Source organism: Ensifer meliloti (assembly GCF_030064585.1).
Classification (GTDB): domain Bacteria; phylum Pseudomonadota; class Alphaproteobacteria; order Rhizobiales; family Rhizobiaceae; genus Sinorhizobium; species Sinorhizobium meliloti.
The window spans coordinates 3,161,405-3,179,735 of record NZ_CP120365.1 but is presented as its reverse complement, the minus strand read 5'-3'; the positions used below and the strand labels follow the sequence as shown (position 1 = coordinate 3,179,735).

17 protein-coding genes are annotated in these 18,331 nt (G+C 64.2%); 9 read left to right on the top strand and 8 right to left on the bottom strand.

The annotated features are described in order from the left end of the window. Nucleotides 1-54: 54 nt before the first annotated feature. Complete coding sequence (locus tag PZL22_RS22165) at nucleotides 55-795, bottom strand: helix-turn-helix transcriptional regulator (protein WP_003533660.1); 741 nt, start codon at nucleotides 793-795, stop codon at nucleotides 55-57. Between the two features lie 227 nt (nucleotides 796-1,022). Next, nucleotides 1,023-1,883, bottom strand: a complete 861-nt coding sequence (locus PZL22_RS22160; RefSeq protein ID WP_013844089.1) for an IclR family transcriptional regulator — start codon at nucleotides 1,881-1,883, stop codon at nucleotides 1,023-1,025. A gap of 119 nt (nucleotides 1,884-2,002) precedes the next feature. Here PZL22_RS22160 and PZL22_RS22155 point away from each other — a divergent pair, with 119 nt between their 5' ends. The 5 genes from PZL22_RS22155 to PZL22_RS22135 all read left to right on the top strand — a co-directional run bounded on the left by PZL22_RS22155 (nucleotide 2,003) and on the right by PZL22_RS22135 (nucleotide 7,039). Then, on the top strand, nucleotides 2,003-2,773 hold the full coding sequence (locus PZL22_RS22155) for an SDR family NAD(P)-dependent oxidoreductase (protein ID WP_003533662.1): 771 nt from the start codon (nucleotides 2,003-2,005) through the stop codon (nucleotides 2,771-2,773). Further along, nucleotides 2,770-3,690 carry a 2-dehydro-3-deoxygalactonokinase gene (locus tag PZL22_RS22150; RefSeq protein ID WP_003533664.1) on the top strand — a complete coding sequence of 307 codons (921 nt, stop codon included), beginning with the start codon at nucleotides 2,770-2,772 and terminating at the stop codon, nucleotides 3,688-3,690. The genes PZL22_RS22155 and PZL22_RS22150 overlap by 4 nt, the downstream gene beginning before the upstream one ends. Before the next feature lie 14 nt (nucleotides 3,691-3,704). Then, on the top strand, nucleotides 3,705-4,343 hold the full coding sequence (locus PZL22_RS22145; protein WP_003533666.1) for a 2-dehydro-3-deoxy-6-phosphogalactonate aldolase: 639 nt from the start codon (nucleotides 3,705-3,707) through the stop codon (nucleotides 4,341-4,343). Next, nucleotides 4,340-5,224, top strand: coding sequence for an SMP-30/gluconolactonase/LRE family protein (locus tag PZL22_RS22140; protein ID WP_003533668.1), 885 nt, complete (start codon nucleotides 4,340-4,342; stop codon nucleotides 5,222-5,224). The genes PZL22_RS22145 and PZL22_RS22140 overlap by 4 nt, the downstream gene beginning before the upstream one ends. Nucleotides 5,225-5,314: 90 nt before the next feature. Beyond that, the gene (locus tag PZL22_RS22135) at nucleotides 5,315-7,039 is read left to right on the top strand and encodes an IlvD/Edd family dehydratase (RefSeq protein ID WP_284718565.1); all 1,725 of its coding nucleotides are present in this window, start codon (nucleotides 5,315-5,317) and stop codon (nucleotides 7,037-7,039) included. Here PZL22_RS22135 and PZL22_RS22130 read toward each other — a convergent pair. Further along, nucleotides 7,036-7,251: a hypothetical protein gene (locus PZL22_RS22130; protein WP_234835783.1), complete on the bottom strand. Its 216-nt coding sequence runs from the start codon at nucleotides 7,249-7,251 to the stop codon at nucleotides 7,036-7,038. The genes PZL22_RS22135 and PZL22_RS22130 overlap by 4 nt on opposite strands. Before the next feature lie 153 nt (nucleotides 7,252-7,404). Between PZL22_RS22130 and PZL22_RS22125 the strand changes: the two genes are divergently transcribed. Beyond that, the gene (locus tag PZL22_RS22125) at nucleotides 7,405-8,043 is read left to right on the top strand and encodes a PRC-barrel domain-containing protein (RefSeq protein WP_003533673.1); all 639 of its coding nucleotides are present in this window, start codon (nucleotides 7,405-7,407) and stop codon (nucleotides 8,041-8,043) included. A gap of 82 nt (nucleotides 8,044-8,125) precedes the next feature. On the opposite strand, the gene PZL22_RS22120 is transcribed toward PZL22_RS22125, so the two are convergent. Then, complete coding sequence (locus PZL22_RS22120) at nucleotides 8,126-9,670, bottom strand: trimethylamine methyltransferase family protein (protein WP_127517021.1); 1,545 nt, start codon at nucleotides 9,668-9,670, stop codon at nucleotides 8,126-8,128. Nucleotides 9,671-9,760: 90 nt separating this feature from the next. On the opposite strand from PZL22_RS22120, the gene PZL22_RS22115 reads away from it, so the two are divergent. Then, nucleotides 9,761-10,732 (top strand): LysR substrate-binding domain-containing protein, encoded by a 972-nt coding sequence (locus PZL22_RS22115; RefSeq protein ID WP_003533675.1) that lies wholly within the window; start codon nucleotides 9,761-9,763, stop codon nucleotides 10,730-10,732. Here PZL22_RS22115 and PZL22_RS22110 read toward each other — a convergent pair. After that, on the bottom strand, nucleotides 10,708-12,054 hold the full coding sequence (locus tag PZL22_RS22110; RefSeq protein ID WP_003533676.1) for a putative bifunctional diguanylate cyclase/phosphodiesterase: 1,347 nt from the start codon (nucleotides 12,052-12,054) through the stop codon (nucleotides 10,708-10,710). The genes PZL22_RS22115 and PZL22_RS22110 overlap by 25 nt on opposite strands. After that, entirely contained in the window at nucleotides 12,051-13,916 is a 1,866-nt protein-coding gene (locus tag PZL22_RS22105) for a response regulator (RefSeq protein WP_003533677.1), read from the bottom strand. The genes PZL22_RS22110 and PZL22_RS22105 overlap by 4 nt, the downstream gene beginning before the upstream one ends. Nucleotides 13,917-14,154: 238 nt before the next feature. Here PZL22_RS22105 and mutL point away from each other — a divergent pair, with 238 nt between their 5' ends. Together mutL and PZL22_RS22095 are read left to right on the top strand one after the other, a co-directional pair. Then, entirely contained in the window at nucleotides 14,155-15,972 is a 1,818-nt protein-coding gene (gene mutL / locus PZL22_RS22100; RefSeq protein ID WP_003533678.1) for a DNA mismatch repair endonuclease MutL, read from the top strand. 93 nt (nucleotides 15,973-16,065) lie between these two features. Next, the gene (locus tag PZL22_RS22095) at nucleotides 16,066-16,299 is read left to right on the top strand and encodes a DUF2093 domain-containing protein (protein WP_010968840.1); all 234 of its coding nucleotides are present in this window, start codon (nucleotides 16,066-16,068) and stop codon (nucleotides 16,297-16,299) included. A 122-nt stretch (nucleotides 16,300-16,421) separates the two neighbouring features. Here the strand turns inward: PZL22_RS22095 and lpxK are convergent, their stop codons facing one another. Both lpxK and PZL22_RS22085 read right to left on the bottom strand, forming a co-directional pair. After that, nucleotides 16,422-17,462 carry a tetraacyldisaccharide 4'-kinase gene (gene lpxK / locus PZL22_RS22090; RefSeq protein WP_003533681.1) on the bottom strand — a complete coding sequence of 347 codons (1,041 nt, stop codon included), beginning with the start codon at nucleotides 17,460-17,462 and terminating at the stop codon, nucleotides 16,422-16,424. 141 nt (nucleotides 17,463-17,603) lie between these two features. Beyond that, on the bottom strand, nucleotides 17,604-18,314 hold the full coding sequence (locus PZL22_RS22085) for an HAD family hydrolase (protein WP_003533682.1): 711 nt from the start codon (nucleotides 18,312-18,314) through the stop codon (nucleotides 17,604-17,606). Between the last annotated feature and the right edge of the window lie 17 nt (nucleotides 18,315-18,331).

Genomic DNA, 18,331 nt, shown 5'->3' with positions numbered 1-18,331 from the left:
CCGTGCTTGTCACGAGATGAGGGAGAAAAGAGCTCTAGGTCCGGCCGGCGTCGATCAATTGATCAACCCCGCACGTATCGCCTTGGCGACGGTTTGGACGCGATTGACCGAATCCAGCTTGCGCGTCGCACGGTTGAGATAGTGGTTCACCGTATATTCCGACAGAGCCATGATGCGGGCCATCTCCACCGTCGTCTTGCCAGCCGCGGCCCAGCGCAAACACTCGATCTCGCGCCGGGAAAGGCTGCCCGGGCCGCGTCGGTCGCGCGTTCTGACTTCGCTCAGCCGGCTGTATAGAAGGCCGGCCCAGAGGTTCAGAGCCTGCATCTCGTCGTCGGATACGGCAGACCTGTCACCGCCGAAGGCGATGGCGGCGCGGTGACCCGCGGCATCATGGACCGGCAGATACACCCCGCGCGGCATGTTCGCCTGTTCGAAGACGCATATGGCAGCTTCGCCCTTGCCGTCCACCCGCCCGCGCGCCAGCAGATGAGCATCATAGGTGAAGGGAATGGTGCTGCGCCGCAGCCGCTGGATCACCGGACTGCCGTCGATCAGGCGTGCACTGTCGTAGCGCCTGAGGAAATCCATCGGCCAGGTCGTCATGAGCGCCTGCGCAGTGAGGCTGTGGGACCCCGACTCGGGTATGGCGAGGACCATGAAGCCGCGAAAACCGAAACCTTCCGACACTCGGCCGAGCGCGCGCCGGACATCATCCTCGCTGTCGATCGCCCCGCTGATTGCGTGACCGTCAGGGAGGACCAATGAGGATATATCCACGCTGAAATCGATCATCTTCCGCCCGCCTCTCACATCCGCGCTCCAGCTGGAGCATGACGCTCGCGCTGTCATACCCACGCCATGGCTTCCACCAGAATCCCGCCCGATGCAACCAGCCGTGGCAGCAGACCGGCATTGAAGCTACTTATCTTGAGCCTTTTCGTCCAGTCGAAACTTCTAATTTACCGTAAAGCGGTCCCGTTGCACGTTTCCGTGGAAAACATGCTGTAATCCTTAAACCGTTACTGCGACCTTTGCGCGTCCGACAGAACACGCGGCGCCGCAGCCCCCGTTTCCCGCCCGGGGCCAAGCCGGATCCGGACCTCTTCCTCGATCTCTGCCGCCACCTTGCGCACGTCCTGCGCCCAGGCGGTCAGTTGCTTGAAGCTGACCCGATAGGAGGGGCCGGTGACCGAGATCCCTCCGACCAGGTCGTGTTCCGGAACGCTGATCGGGGCGGCCACGCAGCAGATCTCCGCCTCGTGCTCCTCCCGGTCGAACGCATGGCCGTCGTGCCGGATCTCCTCTATCTCGGCAAGGAGCGATTCTATCGAACGATGCGTTTGCGCCGTGAACGGATGAAACTCCATTCCTGTCGATATCCGCTGCAATTCGCCTCCAGGAAGAACCGAGAGAGCCGCCTTGCCGATACCCGTGCAATAGGCCGGCGACGCCTTGCCTATCTGCGAGCTCATACGCACGGTCTGCCGGCTTTCCACCTTGTCGACATAGATGATTTCGGCCTCCCGCAGCAGGCCGAGATGCACCGTCTCGCCCGTCAATTGGTGCAGGTGCAGGAGATAGGGGGCTGCGATCTCGCGAAACCGGTTCCCCGACCAGGAGCGATAAGCGAATTTCAACAGGCGAAGCCCGGGCTCGTAGGACAAGTCCCGGCGCTGCACCAGCAAGCCCTCTTCGACGAGATGGCCCAGCAGCCGGTGCAGGGTTCCGCGGGGCTGACGGACGGTCTGCAATATATCCGTGAAGCGCTGAGGGCGGTCGGCCATGGCTACCGCCTCCAGCACGGCCATTGCCTTGCCAAGCGTGCCGGTGCCGGCGGGGTCCCCTTCCATGTCGTCTTCTTTCTTCTGCTTCATTCTCATCGCTTTCCGCGGCGCTATCTTGACAGGGTAAAAGCATTGGCGCGATAATTCCATATAATAAAACACAGTTCCGGATATTGGAACAATCAATCCCGCAGCCGCGGTATCGGGGAGAAGCCATGACTTTGCCGAGCAGCCAGTTTCCCGACCTGCGCGATCGCGGAGTTCTGGTCACCGGCGGCGGCTCCGGCATAGGGGCCGCACTGGTAGAGGCGTTCGCCCGCCAGGGCGCCCGCGTCGCCTTCGTGGACATCGCAGCGGAATCGAGCCTGGCGCTCTGCGAGAAGGTCGCGGCGCAGACCGGACAGGCGCCGCATTTCATCCAAGCAGACCTTCGCAATGTCGAGGCCGTGCGGGCCGCAGCCGATGAGGCGGTGGCCAAACTCGGCTCCGTACGTGTCCTCGTCAACAACGCCGCGCGCGACGACCGGCAAGCGCTCGAAGCGGTGACTGAGGAGAGCTGGGACGAAAGTCTTTCCGTCAACCTCAGACATCTCTTTTTCATGTGCCAGGCGGTCGCGCCCCACATGCAGCGGCAAGGCGGCGGATCGATCGTCAATTTCTCCTCGATCGCCTTCCTGCTCAATATGCCGGAGATCCCCGCCTACTCGACCGCCAAAGCGGGGATCATCGGCCTCACCAAATCGCTCGCCGGCAAGCTCGGACCGGACAATATCCGCGTCAACGCGATCCTGCCCGGCATGATCGTTACGGAGCGGCAGCGGCGCTTGTGGCTCACGGAAGAATCGATCGCACGGATGCAGGAAAGGCAGTGCCTCAAGCGCATGCTCGTCGCCGATGATCTCGTCGGGCCCTGCCTCTTTCTGGCGTCGGACAGTTCGGCGGCGATGACCGCACAGACCATGATCATCGATGGAGGCGTGTTTTGACGACGGCAGGCTATTATGCCGCAGTGGATTGGGGGACATCGAGCTTCCGCCTGTGGATCATCGGAGAGGACGGTGCGGTGCTGGCCGAACGCCGCAGTGCCGAGGGCATGACGACGGCCGCAAAGACCGGTTTTCACACAATTCTTGACGGCCATCTCGCCGCGGTCTCCGCGCCTGCGCATCTGCCGATCATCATCTGCGGCATGGCAGGCGCCCGACAGGGCTGGAAGGAGGCCGGGTATATCGAAACGCCGGCAGCACTCGCCGAGATTGCCGGCCGTGCCACAGCCATTCCCGATGTCGACCGCGACATCCGCATCCTCCCGGGCCTTGCCCAGCGCGACCGACGGCATCCGGACGTCATGCGCGGCGAGGAAACGCAGCTGCTCGGCGCTGCCGCGCATCTCGGCGCCGGCAGCCATCTCGTCTGCATGCCCGGCACGCACAGCAAATGGGTTCGTCTTGCCGACGATAGGGTCGAGGGCTTCTCCACCTTCATGACCGGCGAGCTCTTCGACACCATCGCACGCCACACCATCCTCAGCCATGCGGTGGCAGAAGCGGATACCTTCGCGGCCGGGAGTGCAGCCTTTACGGATGCAGTAAGCCGCACGAGGGAGAACCCGGCGCTCGCAACCAATCTGCTTTTCTCCGTTCGTGCCGGGCAGCTTCTGCACGGCACCGCCGCCGCCGACGCGAGAGCGCAATTGTCCGGGACCCTGATCGGCCTGGAGATCGCCGGAGCGCTCGCGGGGTCGGGCTCGGTGGATGGCGTATGCCTCGTCGGCTCCGGTGGGCTCGGCATGCTTTATCGTACTGCCCTCGAAAGCCAGGGCCTCGATGTCCGGGCGGTCGACGCCGACGAGGCGGTGCGGGCCGGTCTTTCCGCTGCCGCCCGTGCGATTTGGCCTTTGTGATGGAAAGAAAGAACATGGACAGAATCCCCCTGCCCCCGATGGAACGCCCGCTGATCGCGATCCTGCGCGGTCTAAAGCCGGAGGAGGCGGAAGGCGTCGTCGGCGCCCTTATCGAAACAGGCTTCACGGCGATCGAGATCCCGCTGAATTCGCCCGACCCGTTTCGCTCCATCCAGACGGCCGTCAAGATGGCTCCGGCCGGGTGCCTTATCGGCGCCGGTACGGTGCTGACGACGGCCCAGGTGGAACGCCTCGCCGATGTCGGCGGGCGGCTGATGGTGAGCCCCAATGTCGAGCCGGCAGTCATCCGACTTGCCGCAACGAAAGGCATGGTCACGATGCCCGGCGTTTTCACGCCGACGGAGGCATTGGCGGCTGCCGCCGCCGGAGCCAGCGGCCTCAAGTTCTTTCCGGCAAGCGTGCTCGGCCCCTCCGGCATCGCGGCGATCCGCGCGGTGCTGCCGGGCGATCTCGAGATCGCGGCGGTCGGCGGCGTGTCGGAGGTCAATTTCGCCGACTATGCAGCGATCGGGATCCGCAGCTTCGGGCTGGGTTCGAGCCTTTACAAGCCCGGAATGAGCGCCGGCGATGTGCGACAGCGGGCGATTGCGACGCTCGCAGCCTATGATGCCGTCTATGGAGGCCAGCAGTGACCGATCTCGTTCCCTTTTCCGGCCGCACCCTTTCGGAAGCCGCGTCCGAACTCGGCGAAGGCCCCACCTTCGACCCCGGCACCGGAACGGCCTGGTGGTTCAATATAACGGGCCGCGAGCTGCATGAGCTTCATCTCGAAAGCGGACGGAAGGCGATCCATCCCCTGCCCTTCCTCGGCAGCGTGCTTGCGGTGATCGATCCCTTGCGGCAGTTGATCGCCTCGGATCAGGGCCTTTTCGTGCGCGACACCGAGAGCTCGAAGCTCGGCCACTTCGCGACGCTTGAAGAAAAGCCGGGCAACCGCTCCAACGACGGACGCGTCCATCCCTGCGGCGCGCTCTGGATCGGCACCATGGGGCGCAGCGCCGAGAAGCATGCGGGTGCGATCTACCACGTTGCCGGCAGCCGCGTCACGAAGCTCTATAGCAACATCACCATTCCCAATGCGATCTGCTTTTCTCCGGATGGGGCCACCGCCTATTTCACCGACACCGACGTCAACCAGCTGATGCGCGTCGACATAGATCCGGCGACGGCGCTCCCGACCGGCGATCCGGTGCTGCTTTCGGACGAAAGCACGAGCCCGGGCGGCGTCGACGGCGCCGTCTGCGATGCCGATGGGCTGATCTGGAACGCCCGCTGGGGCGCAAGCGCCGTGGAGGTCTATAAACCCGACGGCCAGAAGGTCGCCCGCTACGCCGTGCCGGCGACGCAGCCGAGCTGCCCGGCTTTCGTCGGCGCCAAGGCCGAACGGCTTCTGGTGACCTCTGCCTGGCAAGGCATGGACGACGCCGCACGGGCAGCCGACCCGCATGCCGGGAAAACCTTCGAGCTCGGGTTCGAGGTCAAAGGGCGCTTCGAGCCGACATTCCGACTTTAAATCCCGCCGACCAACAAAGACTGGCGTCGCGCCGGCGAAAAATCATACAATTGCTCCATTGCGCTGAATCGCGGTGGAAGGGGTACTCGGATGAGCGACAAGAAAAAAGAACTGAGAAGCCGTCACTGGTACGGCGGCACGCACAAGGATGGCTTCATTCATCGGTCCTGGATGAAGAATCAGGGGTTTCCCGACCATGTTTTCGACGGCCGGCCGATCATCGGCATATGCAACACCTGGTCGGAGCTCACGCCCTGCAACAGCCATCTGCGTATCCTCGCCGAAGGGGTGAAGCGCGGCGTCTGGGAAGCGGGGGGCTTTCCGGTCGAATTTCCGGTGTCGTCGCTCGGGGAGACGCAGATGCGTCCGACCGCCATGCTCTTCCGCAACCTGCTCGCAATGGATGTCGAAGAGGCTATCCGCGCCTACGGCATCGACGGCGTCGTGCTGCTCGGCGGCTGCGACAAGACGACCCCCGGCCAGCTGATGGGGGCGGCCTCGGTCGACCTGCCGGCGATCGTCGTTTCCTCCGGCCCCATGCTGAACGGCAAGTGGAAGGGCAAGGATATCGGTTCGGGCACGGATGTCTGGAAGTTTTCCGAAGCGGTGCGCGCCGGCGAAATGAGCCTGCAGGAATTCATGGCCGCCGAAAGCGGCATGTCGCGCTCGCCGGGTGTCTGCATGACCATGGGCACGGCGACGACGATGGCGTCGATCGTGGAAGCCATGGGCCTGTCGCTTCCGACGAACGCCGCCCTGCCCGCGGTCGACGCCCGCCGCATGGCCCTCTCTCACATGACCGGCAAGCGCATCGTCGAGATGGTGCATGAGGACCTCAGGCTGTCGAAAATCCTGACAAGGGAGAACTTCGAGAACGGCATCATCGCCAATGCCGCCGTCGGCGGATCGACCAATGCCGTGGTCCACATGCTGGCGATCGCCGGGCGCGCGGGTATCGACCTCTGTCTCGAGGATTTCGATCGGGTAGGCGGTCAGGTGCCCTGCATCGTCAACTGCATGCCGTCGGGCAAGTATCTCATCGAGGATCTCGCCTATGCGGGCGGCCTGCCGGCCGTGATGAACCGTATCCAGCACCTGCTTCATCCCGACGCACCGACGGTTTTCGGCGTTCCGATCAGCAAATATTGGGAGGCCGCGGAGGTCTATAACGACGACGTCATCCGCCCGCTCGACAACCCGTTGCGTGCGGCGGCGGGCATTCGCGTGCTGAAGGGTAATCTTGCGCCCAACGGTGCGGTGATCAAGCCGTCTGCAGCAAGCGAACACCTGCTCGCCCACGAGGGACCGGCCTATGTCTTCGACACGATCGAAGACCTCAGGGCCAAGATCGATGATCCCGACCTGCCGGTCACCGAAGACACGATCCTCGTGCTCAAGGGTTGCGGACCGAAGGGCTATCCCGGCATGGCAGAGGTCGGCAACATGCCGATTCCACGCAGGCTCGTCGAAAAGGGCGTGCGCGACATGGTGCGCATCTCCGATGCGCGCATGTCCGGCACCGCCTTCGGCACCGTCGTTCTCCATGTGAGCCCCGAAGCCAATGCCGGCGGGCCCCTGGCGATCGTCAGGACCGGCGACCGGATCCGCCTCGACGCCCTGAAAGGCGAGCTGAACCTTCTCGTCAGCGAGGAAGAACTGGCGGCCCGCATGGCGGCCTGGCAGCCGCCCGAACAGAAATGGCATCGCGGCTATTACAAACTCTATCACGACACGGTGCTGCAGGCCGACAAGGGCGCGGACCTCGATTTCCTCGTCGGCAAGAGCGGCAGCGAGGTTCTCCGCGAAAGCCACTAGATCACGATGATCTTAGGTCGGTTCGTTCTGAGATCATGAAAGGCGATCGACCCGAAGACAACTCTTATGCGATGTTCCTGCGCCGCATGTTCACCCGAACCTGCGGCGCAGCTGTTTTTGGGCGGCAAGCATGAAAAGCCTTGCGCCAGCCGACTTTGGGCGTTCATTTTTTCCGGAACAGTTTGCGTTGCCGGGCGTTGCTTGAGTGTCATCGGCGCAGCATCCCTGGCCCAACTTGAGGCTGCGCCTGATCACGGTGATTTCGCCGTGATCGATACCAAAGAGCCAGAGCGGGATGCGGGCGGAAACCCGCACAAGACTTTCGTTCCGTCCTGGTCGACAACGTCAACGAAAGGCAGTCTGACATGAAAGAGAGACTTATATCTTCCGTTGCCGCTGGCGCGCTTCTCGTGGGCGTTGCCGTTGCCCCGATGAGCTTCGCACAGCAAACCACGACGCCGCCGGCTACGGCACCTGAAACCCAGACCATGGAACCGGCTCCGGCTCCGGCCCCGGCTACACCGCCGGCCGCCGACGAGCAGGCGCAGACACCGGATACGGCAGACAAGCCGACCGATATGGCGGCTGGTGACGCCACCTACCTGACCGAGCAGGCGGAGAATCAAGTTTCCGCCAACACCTATATCGGCCAGTCCGTCTACAATGCCAGCGATGAAAGCATCGGCGAGATCAACGACCTGATCATCGAGAAGGAAGGCGGTATCGCTGCAGCTGTCGTCGGAGTTGGCGGCTTCCTCGGTATCGGGGAAAAGAACGTCGCAGTTCCGTTCGACAAGATCGCAGTCGCCGACCAGCCCGACTCGGATGACATCAAGCTGACGACCACCGAAACGGCCGACTCTCTGAAGGCCGCACCGGAGTTCAAGACGAAATCGCAGCTGATGGCCGAGCGTAACGCCGACCAGCCGGTCGATACGTCGACGACTTCCGCAACGGGTACGACCCCGGCACCGGCGCCTGCGGAACCTGCCCCTCAGCAGTAAGCCGTAGGCTCTAAAAACGAACGACTGGAGCGGCGCCCATGGCGCCGCTTTCCGTCGTCGGGTGGCGACGCGGCGGGAGGCTCTAATACCAGGCGTCGGCCATGCCGTTTTTGCGCGTTGCGACATAGTCGTTCAGCGCCTCGTCGATTGCCGCATCCAAGGGCGGCGCCTCGTATTCGGCGAGAGCCTTTTTCCAGCTCCTGTTCGCGCGCAGCGCCATGTCGGTTTCGCCCTGTTCCACCCATTTCTCGAATGGTTCGTTGTCGGAAAGGGCGCTGTCCCAGAAGGCGGTCTGATAATTGCGCATCGTGTGGCCGCAGCCAAGGAAGTGGCTGCCCGGACCAACCTCCAGGAAGGCGTCCATGGCCAGCGTATTGTCATCGACAACGACGCCGGCAAGGTAGGAATGCAGTGCCCCGCAGAAATCCATGTCCATCATGAATTTCTCGTAGGACATCGCCAGCAGCCCGTCGGCAAAGCCTGCCGAATGCAGGACGAAATTGGCGCCGCAATGGACTGCTGAAAGCATCGACATGACGCCTTCCTGCATCGCCTGAGCATCCGGGCGCTTTGAGTTGGAGAAGTTTCCGGCGCAGCGCAACGGCAGGCCGAGCCGGCGCGCGAGCTGGCCGATGACCATGCTGCCGATTGCCGGCTCCGGCGTGCCGAAGGTCGGGGAGCCCGAGCGGAGCGACATCGACGACAGAAAGTTGCCGAAGATGACCGGCGCGCCCTTGCGCTCGAGCTGCGTCAGTGCACAGCCGGCAAGCGTTTCGGCATAGGATTGCGCGATCGCCCCGGCATTGGTGACCGGCCCCATCGCGCCGCCGAGAATGAACGGCACGATCACCGCGGCCTGGTTGGCGCGGGCATAGGCCCGCAGCGACTTCGTCATCGTGCCGTCCCAGACGAGCGGCGAGTTGACGTTGACATTGCCGAGAATGACACAGTTCCCGTCGACGAAATCGGCGCCGAAAAGAATGCGGGCCATTTCGATCGAATCCTCAGCACGTTCCTCCGAGGTAATCGACCCCATGAAGGCGCGATCGGAGTATTTTATGTGGCTGTAGACCATGTCGAGATGGCGTTTGTTCACCGGCACGTCGCACGGTTCGCAGATGGTGCCGCCGGAGTGGTGCAGCCAAGGGCTCGACTGGGCGAGCTTCACCAGATTGCGGAAGTCCTCGATGGTGCCGTAGCGCCTGCCCTTGTCCAGATCCATGACGAAGGGAGAACCGTATGCCGGAGAGAAAACCACGTTTCGGCCGCCGATCTCGACGCTGCGGGCCGGGTTGCGGGCGTGCTGCGTGAATTGCGCCGGCGCCGAGCGGACGATCTCTTTCAGCATGCCCGGCTCGAAGCTGACGCGAAGGCCTTCGATTTTTGCCCCGGCGCGCCGCCAGTGGTCGAGCGCCACCGGATCGTCGCGAAACTCGATGCCGACTTCGGCGAGAATGCGGTCGGCCACCCGCTCGATCCGCTCCAGGTTCTCCTCGCCGAGGATGTCATAGGTCGGTATATTGCGGACGATGTAGGGGACACCGAGATTCTTGCTGCCCTCGCGCCGCTGCGGTCGCCCGCTCCGGGTCCGTTTCGGCGCCTCGCCGGTTGCTTCCGCCATTTCCATGATCAATCTCCCATCATTTGCAATGATGGTATTGACGAGAGAGGCTGTTGTAACGCAGGAAAAATTCGACGCTTGATATAAGTGGTACTTATGGAAAACCTGCGCCGTCTACTTCCGTCGGCCGCAAGCCTCATCGTCTTCGAGGCAGCCGGCCGGCATCAGAACTTCACACGCGCCGCCAGTGAGCTCGGAATGACTCAGGCGGCGGTGTCCTACGCCATTCGAGGACTCGAGAACCAGCTGGGCGTGCCGCTGTTCCACCGGGTGCACCGGGCGGTCGAACTGACGGAAGCCGGAGAGAAGTTTCACGCGGATGTCTCCGTCGGCCTCGCGCGGATCCAGAAGTCGGCCGAAGACATCCGCGCCAAGGGGCGCGAGACCAACGTGACGCTGGCGGCCTCGACGGCCTTCGCCTCCATGTGGATGCTGCCGCGGCTCGCCCGCCTGCGCGAAGACCTGCCGGAGATCGACCTTCGTATCCAGACCAGCGTGCGCGACCTCGATCTGGATGATGAGCCGATCCCGCTCGGAATCCGCGGCGGGGACCCGAGCCATTGGCCGCGCTACCATGCGGCGGTGCTGGCCGATGAAGTCATTCAGGCCGTGGCGACACCGGCCTATATCGAGACGCATGGGCTGCCGGCAACGCCCGCGGACCTCATCAGGCACAATCTCATCCACCTCGAAGAACCGGTAAGGCGGGCCTGCGACTGGACCGAATGGTTCGCGAGTGCGGGCCTTGCCTACCCGACCCAAGGCAAGCGCCTCGCGATCAACGATTACGTGCTCGTGATCCAGGCCGTTCTGGCGGGAGAGGGCATCGCGCTCGGCTGGGAGCATCTGACCGCCCGACAGGTGCGCTCCGGCGCGCTGGTGCCGGTCGGCGGGCATGTGCTGCGGACGGGCCAGGCCTTCTACGTCGTCTGGCCGCGGTCACGCGAACTCAACAGTCAGGCGCGGCGCATTCGCGACTGGCTTTTGGAGGAGGGCCTGCGCGACCGTCCGGGGACCGACACCGCGAGCGGGCATGAGGCGCTTCAGCGCACCGCCGTATCCCGATAATGCTCCGAAAGGTAACGCAGGGTCGCATCGGCATCGGCGGGCTTGCCGTAGAAATAGCCCTGTCCCAGGCCGCAGCCGAGCGCTTTGAGCTTCAGCGCCTCGGATGAATGCTCGATGCCTTCGGCGACCACGGCGAGTTCCAGTCCCTCGCACATCGAAACGATCGCCTTGACGATATGTTCTGAAGTCCGGTCGGTGGAAATCCCCGAAACGAAGGTCCGGTCTATCTTCACCTTGTCGAGGGAAAAATCCCTGAGCCGCCCGAGGCTCGACTGACCCGTTCCGAAATCGTCCAGCGACACGCGCACGCCGGCCGCTCTCAATTCGGTGACGATCCTCTGGGCGGTGCCGGCGTCGGCCATCGCAGCGGTCTCGGTGATCTCGAGTTCGAGGCGCCGGGGGTCGAGGCCCACCTGAGCTATGATTGCCAGAAGCCGAGCGCTCGTCGCCGGATCCATCAGCTGGACCGAGGACAGGTTGAAGGACAGGAAGAGGTCCTCCGGCCAGGACAGGGCAGCCCGCGCCGCCTTGCGCAGAAGCATCTCGGAAAGCGCGTCGATGAAGCCGCGCTCTTCCGCGAAAGGCACGAACACCGCTGGCGAGACATAGCCGAGGTCGGCGTCGCACCAGCGTGCCAGCGCCTCGAAGCCCACCGGACGGTCGCTGCGCAGATCGACGATCGGTTGAAAGTGGACATCGATCCCACCGGCGATGATCGCGTTGCGCAGTGCCTGCTCAAGCTGCGTCGCGTGCTTCATCTCCTGTGCGATCTCTTGCGAATAGACGGTGATCTGTCCGCGGCCGCGCCGTTTCGAGCGGTAGAGCGCGGTATCGGCGCTCTTCAACAGGTCGTCGAACGTGTCTCCGGCAAAGGGATAGACAGCAAAGCCGAACGAGGCCGACAGCCGAACGTTCCGGTCGCCGAGCGCGAAGGGCGAGGAGAGCACTTCCTTGAGCATCTGGCCGCGCTTCTCCGCACTCCTTCGTTCAAAGACCAGCGGCAGGACGATGGCGAATTCGTCATCCGCGGTACGCGTCACCGTCGCGCCCTCGGGAACGCAGGCCTTCAGCCGGTGTGCCACCTGGCGCAGGATCTGGTCGCCGGCCTCAGGGCCGAAGAGGTCGTTGATCGGCTTGAATCCATCCAGGTTTGCAAGGCCGATGGTAAAGGGTGCAGGATCGCTTGCCCGTTCGGCCGCGAGGGTGCAAACGGTTTCCTTGAGGTGGCGTGCATTGCCGAGCTCGGTCAATGGATCGACGAACGGGGCGCCATGCGCACTGTCCCGCTTCGGCCGATCGATACCGAGTTCCTGCAATGTCATTGCGATCCGCTCCGAACAGAACCCGAAGCGCGCGTTTCACCCGCCGGCAGGTATTTCCGCAGCAGCATCTCGATCATATCCGGGCTGACCGGCTTCATGATGTGGTCGTCCATTCCCGATGTCCTGCAGCGCTCGAGGTCGATATCGAGCGCCTGGGCGGTCACGGCCACGATCGGCGTGCGACGGCCCGTGCGCTTCTCGGCCTGTCGAATGGCAATAGCGGCTTCAAAGCCGTTCATCACCGGCATGGAGACGTCCATCAGGACCAGGGCGGGCTGGAGTTCGTGCCAGAGGTCCACCGCTTCTCTTCCATCCGCGGCGATCCGGTGGGAGATTCCGAGCCCCTCCAGAATCTGCGCGAAGACGAACTGGTTGACCTGGTTGTCCTCCGCGACGAGGACTTCCACCGCCGGCGCATTCGTCGCGGGCACCTGATCGCGGTCGAGCGCAATCCCCCATTCGGACTGCAGCAACGGAGAGCGCGCGCCGCGGGCACAGACGCCGAAGATCTCCGCAAGCAGGATCGTCGCATCCGTATCGCTCGATACCTCGACCCATGTGCAGGCGCGCCAGGAGGCGAGGACGCCATGCTTCTCCGGAAAAGCGGCGTCGAGCAGAAGAAGGTCGATCTCCAATCCGCGGGCCTCGGCGGCCAGCGCGAAGGCGTCGAGCTCCTCGCCATTGCGGACCGCACAGGCGTCGAGCCCGGAGCCGAGCAGCCGCGCCAGGAATCGCTCTTCCATTTCCCGGTCGGCGGTCGCCAGAAGCACGCGCAACCCGCGTGCCGGCAGCATGCCGATCTTCGATCCGGCACTGGCGAGTTGCTGCATGTCGAGCGACCGGAAGGGATCGTAGAAATTCTGCGCGGGCGTGAAGATGCTGTAGTCGCGGATCTGCAGGCCGGTGTCGCCGCCCTTTTCCGAGCCGCCATACCAGACGGCGATATCGGTGACGTCGTTCATGCAGGTGACGACGAAATGGCGGTCGGGCAGGCCGACACGATATTTGCGCGTCACGACCCAAAGGTCGCTGCCGTCGGCGCGAACGATATGCTCCGCCTCCGAATACGGCGTGCCTGTCTCCAGGACGTGGCGATCCGACCGTTCGAAGTGCTCCGCAAGCTCCGTTTCTACGAGATCCGAGGCGGAACGTCCGAGCATGGCGTCCGGCGCGAGATCGTGAATGGCGCTGAAGGCCTTGTTTACGGCGATGTAGTGGAGGTTACGGTCCTTGACGCAGATGGGATTGGGTTGAGCGTTGAGGATCTCTTCCGTCAGGGCGATCCGCTGGAGATCGGTCCGCGCCTGCTCGTCGCGCTTCTTCTGTTCGGAGACATCGCTGACGGCGAGAATACCGATACCGCTCGACAGCCGCCGCTGACGCAGAGAGAGCCAGCGCGTCCGGCCGGCCCGTTCGACATTTTCGTAGCGCTCCCGCCAGTGAAGCGCCATCTGCTCGGCGATCCAGTCTTCGCGGTTCGGCCTGTGCCGGCTGGACTCCGGCAAGGTTCCGGGGCGCACGCCGGTATCGTAGACCGCCCCCAAAAAATCGCGCAGCCGCGTCCCGGGAACCAGCATGCCGGCGGGCACGGGGAAAAATTGCAGTATCGAGGCGCTCGCGAAGGTGATGGTGTCGTCCCGGCCGAAAACGAGCAAGGCGGCGCCAAGCGTTTCGCCGCTTGCCTCCAGAATGATCCTGCTGATGTCTGCGCCGCCCGACGCCACATCATTCATCGCGCTGCCCTCGTTCCCGCTACAGCGCCAGCCGTCCTCGGACGCATAACGGGTGCTGTAGCACTCTGACTGCTGAACGGCCTTCCCGGCCCGGTTACGGTCCGGCGAACCGATCAGCAGCGGTTTCATTTCGGGACATGCTGGCCGCCTTTGGGGCATCCTTGAAGGGATGCGGGCGGCGTCCAGCAACGCCGCGGTGCTCCAGAGGCAAAAACCCGACGATCATTCAGGTTGCTGTGGAAAATTGCAGCAGAACGTTAAAGCCCGATTAAGTCGCAATCCTGCTTTTTGCAGGTACCGGCCGACAGCTATGGAGAAGTGTGAGCGCGGGGCTTTCCCTCCCTCTCCGAATCCTGGAAAATAGGACATGGCCATCAAGCAACTTTCCGAAACGCTCATCAACCAGATCGCCGCCGGCGAGGTCATCGAACGACCGGCGAGCGCCGCGAAGGAATTGATCGAGAACGCGCTCGATGCGGGCGCGACCAGGATCGAGATCGCGACCGCCGGTGGCGGCAAGACGCTCCTCAGGGTCACCGACAACGGCATCGGCATGTCGCCGGCCGATCTCGAACTGGCGATCCGCCGCCATTGCACCTCCAAGCTCGATGACAGCCTCGCCGATATCCGGACGCTCGGCTTCCGCGGCGAAGCCCTGCCTTCGATCGGATCGGTGGCGCGCCTGTCGATCACCACGAGGACGGCGGAGGCCCGGGAAGGCGCGGCGATCACGGTCACCGGCGGCAGGAGCGAACCCGCACGCCCGTCGGCCGCTATCGTAGGCACCGTGGTCGAGGTGCGCGACCTCTTCTTCGCGACCCCGGCGCGGCTGAAATTCATGAAGTCGGAAAAGGCCGAGGCGGCTGCGATCTCGGAAGTCGTCCGGCGTATGGCGATCGCCTTTCCGAGAGTGCGTTTCGTGCTTTCCGGCTCCGATCGCACGACGCTCGAATTCCCCGCAACGGGCGACGACCGGCTGGCACGGATGGCGCAAGTGCTCGGCCGCGACTTCCGCGACAATGCCATCGAGATCGACGCCGAGCGCGAGGGTGCGCGGCTGACGGGCTTTGCCGGTGTCCCGACCTTCAACCGCGGCAATTCGCTTCAGCAATATGCCTTCGTCAACGGCCGCCCGGTCCAGGACAAGCTGATCATGTCCGCTCTCCGCGCCGCCTATGCCGAGACCATCCCGCAGGGGCGCTACCCGATCGCGGTGCTGTCGATCACGCTCGATCCGGCTCTTGTTGACGTCAATGTCCATCCGGCAAAATCGGACGTGCGCTTCCGCGATCCCGGACTGATCCGCGGCTTGATCATCGGCGCCATCCGCGAGGCGTTGACGCGTGAGGGCGACCGGGCGGCGACGACCGGGGCGCATGGATTGATGCGCGCCTTCCGCCCCGAGTTCCACCGGGCAGGCCAGCAAAGGCCGCAGGAACCCTGGAGTGCAGCCGCCTCGCCCTATCGGCCGCTGCGCTTCGACGAGGCCGCGCGCGGTTTTGCAGAAGCACCCCAGGCGGCCTTCTCTGATTTCGCCCAGCCGTCGGCCCGCAGCGCTGCCGCCGCCGTGGAGGCGACGCGGGCGACCGATGGACAGGCGGCCTCCTTCCCGCTTGGTGCCGCCCGCGCCCAGCTTCACGAAAACTATATCGTCGCCCAGACCCACGACGGGCTCGTCATCGTCGACCAGCACGCCGCCCATGAGCGGCTCGTCTTCGAGACGATGCGAACGGCGCTCCATGCCCGCCCGGTGCCCGCGCAGGCACTGCTCATCCCGGAGATCGTCGGCCTGCCGGAAGACGATTGCGACCGGCTGATGGCGCATGCCGAGGAGTTCACGCGGCTCGGGCTGGCCATCGAGCGCTTCGGCCCGGCGGCGGTCGCCGTCCGCGAAACGCCGGCAATGCTCGGCGAGATGGACGCCGCCGGACTGGTGCGGCAGCTTGCCGACGAGCTTGCGGAATGGGACACGGCCGGTGGACTTGCAGGGCGGCTCGAATATCTGGCCGCCACCATGGCCTGCCACGGCTCCGTGCGCTCCGGCCGCCGCCTGCGCACCGAGGAGATGAACGCCCTGCTTCGCCAGATGGAGGCGACGCCCGGCTCCGGGCAATGCAATCACGGCCGGCCGACCTATATCGAACTCAAGCTCGCCGACATCGAGCGGCTTTTCGGGCGGAGTTGAGAACCTGCCGGAACCATATTCCGAAACCGCTGGTTTTTTGCAGAGCGCCACGATAGATCAGGACGTTCACGAGAAGACGAGGCCCGTTCAGGCATGATGAACCGTTTTGAAGGAAGCTCCTCCCGGGAGGCGAAGATCCGCTATCTCGACGGAGACTTCCAAGTCGTACTTGCCGGCTCGCACGTGATCTGTGCCGTTACGGGCAAGCCCGTCCCGGTCGATGAACTGCGTTACTGGAGTGTCGCCCGCCAGGAAGCTTACGTGGATGCTGCCGCCTCGCTCGAGGCTGACCGACGCGCCGGCGTTTTGCCGGGTCAGCAGCCATAGAGCACTTCACTCTTCTGACAGCCCTTCGCCCGCTTGCCGTAATGAACACCGGAAGCTTCATCCCCGTCGGCGACCATATCTGCAACTTTGCCTTCCCAGCACGATGCCCTCCGTGACCAGCATTAGCCCGCCCTACGCTCGCGCAATCGGCGGGCACGGGCGGAGGCAAGTGCCGCGTCGATGATCTTTCCCGGCGCTGCCGGATCGTCGAAGCGCACTTCGATCTCGATCACGCGGCTCTTTGCCGCGAGTTCCCCTGCCCGCCCGTGGCCGGGCTCCAGACGGACCATGTCCTTGGCCGTGGTCACCAGCGTGTAGCCCCGGCTTGCGGCGCGGTCGATTAGGTCGGCAATCTCGTCCTCGGAGAAATGATGGTGATCCGGGAAGCTCCGGGTCTCTTCGATGACCGCGCCGGTCTCGCGAACGGTGTTGAAGAACTTCTCCGGATCGGCAATTCCGGCCCAGGCAAGGACCTTGACGCCGTCGAGCGACCTTGCATCCGTGCGCACCGTTTCGGCCACATAGACGGGCTTGCCGGCCCGGGCCGCCCGGCGGACGAGAGGATCGGCGGCGGAACCGTGGCCGAGTTTCAGGAGAGCGTTGGCATGGCGCAGCTGATTGCCGATCGGCGCCCGAACGGGGCCGGAAGGCACGAGATGGCCGTTGCCGATACCGCGGCCGGAATCGACCACGAGAAGGGCGAAATCGAAGACGAGCCGGGCACTCTGGAATCCGTCATCCATGATGATGATGTCAGCGCCTTCCGCGGCAAGCTTGCGTGCGCCATCCACTCTGCGGCGGCAGATCACCGTGAGCGCCTCGCGGGCAAGCAGCAGCGGCTCGTCGCCGACATCGCGCGCGCGATGGTGCTCGGGGTCGACCACGGTCGTGACGTCCAGCGACCCGCCATAACCGCGGCTCAGGAAAGCGGGCTTCAGGCCCCGTGCCCTGGCGGCCCGCGCAATCGCGATCGCCGTCGGCGTCTTTCCGGCTCCGCCGACGGTGAAGTTGCCGATGCAGATCAGCGGTACGGCGGAGGTCGCCCGCCGCGCCCGGTCCATGCGCATCCCGGCAATCCGGCCGTAGACCCAGGAAAAGGGCCAAAGAGCGTAGGCGCGCCAGTCGGCCTTGGTCCACCAGAACGGGGGCGCTTCTGATACCATCTTTACCCGTAAATATCCGTGCGGCCGCTCCTGCACCTCGGGGGCAGGAAGGGCAAATCCAGAACTTTCCGCCGCCGGCATCGGCCGTGAGCGGTGTGACCGGCGACAAAGAACGTCAGAACGGAGAAAAAGGCAAGCCGATCAGTTGGTGAGCACCGCTTCCAGCTCGGTGATATCGGCGAGGCAGTGGTCGCAAGCCGCGGCAAGCGACTGGCGCGATCCCGTGCCGGTCAAGACGGCAACCGTCATGCCGACGCCGGCACTGCGGCCCATATGCATGTCGTGATTGTTGTCGCCGACCACGGCCACCTGGTCGGGTGCAAGCCCCGTTGCGGCACAAAACCCGAGCACCATGCCGGGCTCCGGCTTTATCCCAAAGCCGCTGTCGTAGCCGGCGACGTAATGCAGGTAGTCCTCGAAGCCGAAGCGCTTGGCGGTCTCCCGGATCGACCGCTCGTTGTCGCTCGAGGCGACGCCGAGCCGGTAACCTTTCGCGTGCAACCCGGCAAAAAAGGAAGCGAGATCGGTCACGGGCACGGCATAATGCGCGGATTGTGCAAAGAGCCCGTCGAACAGCGCCGTCAATTCTCCCACGGTAAACGGCGCGCCGGCGCCGACCATGCCGGTGGCAATCTCCACCGTATTGCCGGCCGCAAGCAGGCTGTCGGGAACGACATGTCCTGTGTCCGGATCCATCCCGCCCGCCTGAAGGAGGACACGCGCGAGGCTCTCGTTTCCCTTGGCGGCGATCCGCGCCAGCTCGTAATTCACCGGCACCCAGCTCTTCACATAATCGAGAAGGGTGCCGTCCTTGTCGAACAATATGCCGGCGATCGGTTTCGTTGCGGGCATGATCCCTTCCAGAATCG

Coding starts and splice junctions, on each gene's coding strand:
- PZL22_RS22165 (WP_003533660.1), bottom strand. CDS start 795: ATGATCGATTTCAGCGTGGATATATCCTCATTGGTCCTCCCTGACGGT.
- PZL22_RS22160 (WP_013844089.1), bottom strand. CDS start 1,883: ATGAGAATGAAGCAGAAGAAAGAAGACGACATGGAAGGGGACCCCGCC.
- PZL22_RS22155 (WP_003533662.1), top strand. CDS start 2,003: ATGACTTTGCCGAGCAGCCAGTTTCCCGACCTGCGCGATCGCGGAGTT.
- PZL22_RS22145 (WP_003533666.1), top strand. CDS start 3,705: ATGGACAGAATCCCCCTGCCCCCGATGGAACGCCCGCTGATCGCGATC.
- PZL22_RS22135 (WP_284718565.1), top strand. CDS start 5,315: ATGAGCGACAAGAAAAAAGAACTGAGAAGCCGTCACTGGTACGGCGGC.
- PZL22_RS22130 (WP_234835783.1), bottom strand. CDS start 7,251: ATGACACTCAAGCAACGCCCGGCAACGCAAACTGTTCCGGAAAAAATG.
- PZL22_RS22125 (WP_003533673.1), top strand. CDS start 7,405: ATGAAAGAGAGACTTATATCTTCCGTTGCCGCTGGCGCGCTTCTCGTG.
- PZL22_RS22120 (WP_127517021.1), bottom strand. CDS start 9,670: ATGGAAATGGCGGAAGCAACCGGCGAGGCGCCGAAACGGACCCGGAGC.
- PZL22_RS22115 (WP_003533675.1), top strand. CDS start 9,761: ATGGAAAACCTGCGCCGTCTACTTCCGTCGGCCGCAAGCCTCATCGTC.
- PZL22_RS22110 (WP_003533676.1), bottom strand. CDS start 12,054: ATGACATTGCAGGAACTCGGTATCGATCGGCCGAAGCGGGACAGTGCG.
- PZL22_RS22105 (WP_003533677.1), bottom strand. CDS start 13,916: ATGAAACCGCTGCTGATCGGTTCGCCGGACCGTAACCGGGCCGGGAAG.
- mutL (WP_003533678.1), top strand. CDS start 14,155: ATGGCCATCAAGCAACTTTCCGAAACGCTCATCAACCAGATCGCCGCC.
- PZL22_RS22095 (WP_010968840.1), top strand. CDS start 16,066: ATGATGAACCGTTTTGAAGGAAGCTCCTCCCGGGAGGCGAAGATCCGC.
- lpxK (WP_003533681.1), bottom strand. CDS start 17,462: ATGGTATCAGAAGCGCCCCCGTTCTGGTGGACCAAGGCCGACTGGCGC.
- PZL22_RS22085 (WP_003533682.1), bottom strand. CDS start 18,314: ATGCCCGCAACGAAACCGATCGCCGGCATATTGTTCGACAAGGACGGC.